This is a genomic window from Bradyrhizobium sp. 76, from assembly GCF_023073025.1.
Classification (GTDB): Bacteria; Pseudomonadota; Alphaproteobacteria; order Rhizobiales; family Xanthobacteraceae; genus Bradyrhizobium.
In genome coordinates, this window is sequence record NZ_JADPIS010000017.1 from 167,924 (window position 1) to 173,923 (window position 6,000).

General features: G+C 63.3%; 5 protein-coding genes. 1 reads left to right on the top strand and 4 read right to left on the bottom strand.

Annotated features, from left to right (window positions below):
• Nucleotides 1-32: 32 nt before the first annotated feature.
• Nucleotides 33-1,136 (bottom strand): DNA topoisomerase IB, encoded by a 1,104-nt coding sequence (locus tag IVB48_RS06375; protein WP_247398572.1) that lies wholly within the window; start codon nt 1,134-1,136, stop codon nt 33-35.
• 233 nt (nt 1,137-1,369) lie between these two features.
• On the opposite strand from IVB48_RS06375, the gene IVB48_RS06380 reads away from it, so the two are divergent.
• Nucleotides 1,370-2,194: a ribonuclease HII gene (locus tag IVB48_RS06380; protein WP_247398574.1), complete on the top strand. Its 825-nt coding sequence runs from the start codon at nt 1,370-1,372 to the stop codon at nt 2,192-2,194.
• A 27-nt stretch (nt 2,195-2,221) separates the two neighbouring features.
• Here IVB48_RS06380 and ligD read toward each other — a convergent pair whose 3' ends face one another.
• Genes ligD through IVB48_RS06395 form a run of 3 tightly spaced genes read right to left on the bottom strand, consistent with a single transcriptional unit; the run spans nt 2,222 to nt 5,424 of the window.
• On the bottom strand, nt 2,222-3,169 hold the full coding sequence (gene ligD, locus IVB48_RS06385; protein ID WP_247398577.1) for a non-homologous end-joining DNA ligase: 948 nt from the start codon (nt 3,167-3,169) through the stop codon (nt 2,222-2,224).
• Nucleotides 3,170-3,181: 12 nt separating this feature from the next.
• Nucleotides 3,182-3,745: an MOSC domain-containing protein gene (locus IVB48_RS06390; protein WP_247398580.1), complete on the bottom strand. Its 564-nt coding sequence runs from the start codon at nt 3,743-3,745 to the stop codon at nt 3,182-3,184.
• Nucleotides 3,745-5,424, bottom strand: coding sequence for a DNA polymerase/3'-5' exonuclease PolX (locus tag IVB48_RS06395; RefSeq protein ID WP_247398583.1), 1,680 nt, complete (start codon nt 5,422-5,424; stop codon nt 3,745-3,747). Before IVB48_RS06395 ends, IVB48_RS06390 begins: the two co-directional genes overlap by 1 nt.
• Nucleotides 5,425-6,000: the final 576 nt, after the last annotated feature.

The following is a 6,000-nucleotide window of genomic DNA, read 5'->3' on the forward strand; positions in this document are numbered from 1 at the left end:
GTAAGCAGGCCTCTGGAGAGTGGTACAGGAGCCTAGGCGGGAGCCTTCAGAGAATTGAGACGCTTGCGCAGAAATGCCAACACCATGATCTCGTCGGAAGTGAGCTTGGCGTGCTGGCGCTTGAACTTCTGCGCGATCTTGGCTTCAATCATCTTCACGAGGGCACCGGACATGTAGGCGTTCAAGACTTCCGGGTGCACGTAGCACTTGCGGCAGATCGCCGGTGTGTTGCCGAGCTGCTTCGAGACGCTCTCGATTGCCGCGACTACGTTGCGCTTCGCCTCGGCCTGGCTATCGTACTTTTTGAACTCCGCAAGCGCCAGCGCCGCCAAGACCGTCCCTGCCCAAGTGCGGAAATCCTTGGCGCTGAAGTCCTCTCGCGTGATGTCCTTGATATAGGCGTTGACGTCGCCGGAATCGACGGTACGGGGCTGTCCGTCGTCATCGAGGTACTTGAAGAGCTCATGTCCCGGGATCTCGGCGCAGCGCTTCACGATCGCGGCTATCCGCTTGTCCTCGACGCGAAGCTTCCATTGTTTGCCCGACTTGCCCGTGAAGTCGAAACGAAGGACGCCGCGCCCGACCGCGACGTGCTTGCGGCGCATGGTGGTGAGCCCGTAGGAGTTGTTTTTCTCGGCATACTCGGCATTGCCGACCCGGATCAGCGTCTTTTCCAGAAGACTAACGATCGTGGCCAGCACCTTCTCGCGGGGCAGTCCGTCCCGCTTCATGTCGGCGGCCCCCCGCTCCCGCAGCGCGGGCAGCGCGGCAGCGAACAGGATGATATTCTCATACTTGTTCTGGTCTCGCAGCTCGCGCCACTTCGGATGGTAGCGATACTGCTTCCGACCCCGCACATCGAGCCCGGTCGCCTGGATGTGGCCGTTCGACGACGGGCAGATCCACACGGATTCGTAGGCCGGCGGGATGCCGATTGATTTGATGCGTCGGATGACGGCGGCATCGGTGATGCGCTTGCCGTCCTTGTCGTAGTAGCTGAAAGTGGTTCCATTCCGCTTGCGCGTGTAACCCGGCGCGGAGTCGCTGACGTACCGGAGGCCTTCTTCCGCGATGGTAGCCGCCACTTCGACGGTGCGGTCCAGAACCTGTTCGTCGTTGCCGGTCTGTCGGAGCATGGGCCTGTCCCTCGGAAGCACCCTGGGATCGAGGCTCCACTCCTCCCTAAAGGGATGAAGACCCCGGTTAGTTCCGTTCTGAGAACGGTGGAAGCAATCCGTCTCAGGTGAAGGCCGGGCCTGTTGCTTTTCGACAAGGCGCTGCGAGTTATTCGGCGGCGTAACTTAGCTTCAGACAATCGCCACAAAGTTCACCGACACGCTCCCCACAGTCAGTCTCCACGAAAGCTTCCATGTCCCGATATTCCCTCGATGTGCTGCGTCAGCGCTATGTCGTCGAGAAAAGACCGCTCGAGGTCAGTGTCGAGCAGATCTTGCGGGCCGACACCCGAGCGGGAGCCCGAGCCATCCTGGCTTCGATCGACAAACGGCGCTTCGAAAACAGGTCCGAAGGGCAGCGCCTCCGCAAGATGCTCAGTTTCGAAACCTCTCTCTGGGAGAGCGGCCTTCATGCCGTGGCGGGCGTGGACGAGGCTGGAATGAGCCCGCTCGCCGGGCCGGTCTCCGCTGGCGCTGTGATCCTGAAACCCGGCACGCGGATAGTCGGGATCGACGACTCGAAGAAACTCGACGCCGCGGCTCGCGAAGAACTCGCGAAGGAGATCAAGGCAAAGGCAGAGAGTTGGTGTGTGGCGTTCGTAGAGGTCGAGGAGATCGACACGATCAACATCTATTGGGCGGGCATCCAAGCCATGCAGCGTGCGGTCAAGGGACTAGGATTGACGCCGCAGCATCTGCTGATCGACGCGAAGCGATTGAAGGAAATCGACCTCCCTCAGCAGGCCATCGTCAAGGGCGACGCCAAGTCCGCCAGCATCGCTGCTGCGTCAATCCTGGCGAAAGTCGAACGCGACACGGTCATGCGGACTCTCGACATTCGTCACCCCGGCTACGGCTTCGCGGATCATAAGGGCTACCCCGTGCCGGCTCATTACGAAGCTCTTGCCAGGCTTGGTGCATGCGCAGTTCACCGCCGGTCGTTCGGACCCATCCGCAAGGCTCTCGGGTTGCCGCCCCTGCCGCCGTGGCCTTCGGCAGCCGAGCGCGAAGCAGGCTAAATCCGAGACTTTCCGCCTCCGCTGCCCTTATTTTCGCGACCAACTCTTTTCGCGAGCGACGTCCCTGGCCTTCTTGTCGGACCGCAGGCCGAGATAGACCGGCTGACGCAGCTCCTCCTTGCTGGTCCACTCGGCGAACTTCACTTCCGCGACCAACGAAGGACGGACCCAGGTGGTGACTTGCTCATCCTTCACCTTGGCGGGGAACGGGGACTTGCCTGTCTTGAGCTTCACGAGCTTGCCGTGAAGCTCTTCGAGAACCTGGTGACTGAAGCCGGTGCCGACGTGGCCGATGTACCGCCATGCGTCGCCTTCGCGTACCGCCAGCACGAGGGCGCCGAAGAATGGCCGGGTTCGCCGCGGCGCCGTGAAGCCGGCGATCACGACCTCCTGCCGCTGCGCCGTTTTCACCTTCAGCCAATCGGCGGTCCGGCGTCCAGACGCGTACGGGCTATCGGCGCGCTTGGCCATGATTCCTTCGAGATGCCTCCGCTCGGCTTCTGCAAAAAACTTCGTTCCCTTGCCTTTGCGGTGGTTGCTGAACGCGAGCAGCTTGTGGCGCGGCAGGATCGCCTTTAGCCGCTTCTTGCGCTCGAGGAGTGGCAGCGCGCGCAGGTCCTCGCCCCCCGCGAACATGAGGTCGAACGCGCAGTACAAGAGCTTGGCCTCGTGGCGCAAGGCGTTCTGGAGCAACTGGAAATGGGATGCGCCGTCCTTGCCGATCGCGACGAGCTCGCCATCGATTACGGCGTCCGCCTTCACGCCCTCGAGCGCCTTCGCGACCTCCACGTAGGAGTGGCTGATGATCTTTCCATTGCGGCTGTAGAGCGCGACCCGACCACGCCGGATTTCCGCGACCATGCGGAAACCATCGAATTTGTCCTCGAAGACCCAATCGGGATCGTCGAACGGCGCATCCGTCAACGTGGCCAGCATGGGCTGCAGGCGATATGGCAGGGCCGATTTGCGAGCCATGGTTGGGACTTTCTACAAGGCCGGCAGAGGCCGAAACGAGGAGGACGGAAGGCGAATCCGCGCAGTATCATCAGCCGCGACCATCCCGCCGGCCCGTACCACGCCCAACACCCCGGATTTGAATGGAGGGCCCGTTTCCGCCGACGAGAGCACCTGTTGCTTAAGGCCGGCCCGGAAGCGGTCGATGAGGACACAGGGCGTCCGGAGACCGGTCAGCTCGACGACGGCCATGGGACCTAATTCGATGAGGGTGCCGAGCGGCATCCGCTCGAGGGCCAAGCCGGCGGTGCTGATGTTCTCGCCGAGGTCGCCGGCGCCGACCTCGAAGCCGGCCTTAAGTAGCGTCGCGAAGAGTTCGGACGGGATCAGGTGAACCTGCCGGAGATTGGGCAGGCGTGGCCGGCGGCGGGCAAGGTAACGGTGCCGGACGAATGGGCCGGCGTGGGCGTCGCCTTGGACGCCGTGGCCTTCCTCCAGCACGATCCGATCCTGAGGGGGCTTGCTGAAGTGGTGACCGCGATCGGCGGCAACTGCGACCACTGTGCCCTCCAAGGAGAGCGGGTGCGGCTTCGGCATCAGGCGGCCCGGGCGAATGAGCGCCGCTTCTGGCGGAGGTAGCGCGTGATTTCCGGAAGAGGCATCGCGTTGAGGACGCGGTCGGCGGGGACACCGCCCTTGCGCGCCATCTGGACGCCCCAGTGCATGTGGTCGAGCTCGAGGATCGAGTGCGCGTCCGGATTGATGCTCAGCATGCAGCCGAACTCCAGCGCCGCCTGGTGCCAGCGCCAATCCAGGTCGAGGCGCCATGGATGGGCGTTGATCTCGACGACGACGTCGTGCCTCGCGCAAGCGCGCAGCACCTTTTCGACGTCGATTTCGTAGCCTGGCCGCCGCGGGAGCTGGCGCCCGGTCATATGGCCGATGATGGTGGTGTGAGGATCGGAGACGGCGCGCAGCAGCCGCTGCGTCTGCGCCTTGAGGTCCAGTTTGAAGCGGCCATGGATGCTCGCGACCACGAAATCGAAGCGTTCCAGCACCTCATCCGGATAGTCGAGCGACCCGTCCGCCAGGATGTCGGACTCGACACCCTTGAGGATCCGGAAGCCCTTGCCGAAGCGCTTGTTCAGTCGGTCGGCTTCCCGGTGCTGCTGCGCGATCTCCTCAACGGAGAGGCCGCCGGCATAGTGAGCGGACTTGGAATGGTCCGCCACGCCGAAATACTCGAAGCCCCGCTGGCGCGTGGCCTTAGCCATGGTCTCCAGCGTCTCGGTGCCGTCGGAGGCATCGGTGTGGCAGTGAAGGATGCCACGCAGGTCCTGGTCGGTGATGAGCTTCGGGAGCTTGCCTTTCAGAGCCGCCTCGATCTCGCCGCGCCCCTCCCGGAGCTCAGGGTCGATGAAGGGGAGACCGAGGGCGCGGTAGATCTCAGCCTCCTCGCCGGCGATCAGCGTGCGGCCCTTGTGCAAGCCGTCGGCATCTAACCGCAGACCCTTCTCGGCGGCCAAGGCTTGAAGCTGCTTGATGTGGCCGGCGGAGCCCGTGGCGAAGAGAAGGGCGGCGCCGAAGTGCTTGCGGTCGGATACTCGGATTTGCAGCCCGTCGGCCGATGGTGTCGATGTCTTGTCCGGCTTGGCAGCCTCCGCAACGATCGCGAGATCGCCGACGAGTTCGCAGCCCCGGCGGAAATCGCCGGCGATCGTCACACGCTTGAGTTCGGGGCGGGACTTGCGGATCGAATCCTTCGCATGCGCCAGCAGCGCGGCCGCGCGGTGCAGGTGGAGGCGGCCTTCTCCGCTTTTGGCGATCGCGAGGTTCTGCAGGATCTTGGCTTGCAGCGCGGCGCCGAGTCCTTTGGCCTTCTTGATGCGGTCATCCTTGGCGGCGGCCTCCAACTCCGAGAGCGAGCCGATGCCGAGATCCTTGTACAGGCGCAGCACCTTCTCCGGACGAAGGCCGGGTACAGCGAGCATCTCGAGCACGCCCGCGGGAATCTCCTTCCGCAGCTTCTCGAGGCTGGGATGACTGCCCGTCTTGTGAACCTTGGTGATGATGTCGGCAATAGCATCGCCGACGCCCGGGATCTCAGTAAGTCGATCTCCGGCGACGAGCACGTCCAGAGGAACGGTTAGGGCCGCCAGGCTGTCAGCAGCCCGAGAATAGGCTTTTGCCCGGTAGGGGTTGCCGCCACGCAAGGCGGTGCGCTGCGCATATTCCCGCAGCAGGCTTGCTACACCACGAGTGTCGAGGGAGGCCATTTAACTAGCCCCCAGTCCCGCGTCCTGCGACCTCGGCGGATCAAAGCCACTCCCAGCGCCCGAGCCTTCGCCTGGCGGACGGTCGAGAGACCTTTCAAGCTTCTGCGCTGCCCGGAAGTCCTCGAGATGCTGCGTGTTCGGTCCGTAGGCGGCCTCTTTCTTGAGGAGATTGTAAATTCGTCCGGCCAGCAGCTGCAGATGCTTCATCCTGCCGTGCGGCATAGATCGGGCCTTGCACAGAGCGCGGACAGCGTAAGCCCGGAAGTAGTCGAATGCGTCTGACATAATGTCGATAACGCCTGGTCTCCCCCTATAGTTCGGTTGCTGGCCTCGGCCCTGCTGAGAGGGCGCCCCCAAAGTCCTCGCACATTCCCTTGAGAACGGATGCTGCACCTTCCCGCCGGCCGATTTCGTCTGGTCCTCAATCTCGCCAGCCGATTCGGCTCGACCCAATGTCTAGGAACGAAACGCAGCAGCGTGGCTTGGTCGCTAAAGGAGCCGCGCCATGAAACGCTCTGGCATTGCACTTGTCTTAGCTCTCGTCATCCCTTGCGCAGCATTTGCCCAAGGTGGGGG

What these genes read in the sequence shown, in the direction of transcription:
- IVB48_RS06375 (WP_247398572.1), bottom strand. Translation starts at nt 1,136, where the DNA reads ATGCTCCGACAGACCGGCAACGACGAACAGGTTCTGGACCGCACCGTC.
- IVB48_RS06380 (WP_247398574.1), top strand. Translation starts at nt 1,370, where the DNA reads ATGTCCCGATATTCCCTCGATGTGCTGCGTCAGCGCTATGTCGTCGAG.
- ligD (WP_247398577.1), bottom strand. Translation starts at nt 3,169, where the DNA reads ATGGCTCGCAAATCGGCCCTGCCATATCGCCTGCAGCCCATGCTGGCC.
- IVB48_RS06390 (WP_247398580.1), bottom strand. Translation starts at nt 3,745, where the DNA reads ATGCCGAAGCCGCACCCGCTCTCCTTGGAGGGCACAGTGGTCGCAGTT.
- IVB48_RS06395 (WP_247398583.1), bottom strand. Translation starts at nt 5,424, where the DNA reads ATGGCCTCCCTCGACACTCGTGGTGTAGCAAGCCTGCTGCGGGAATAT.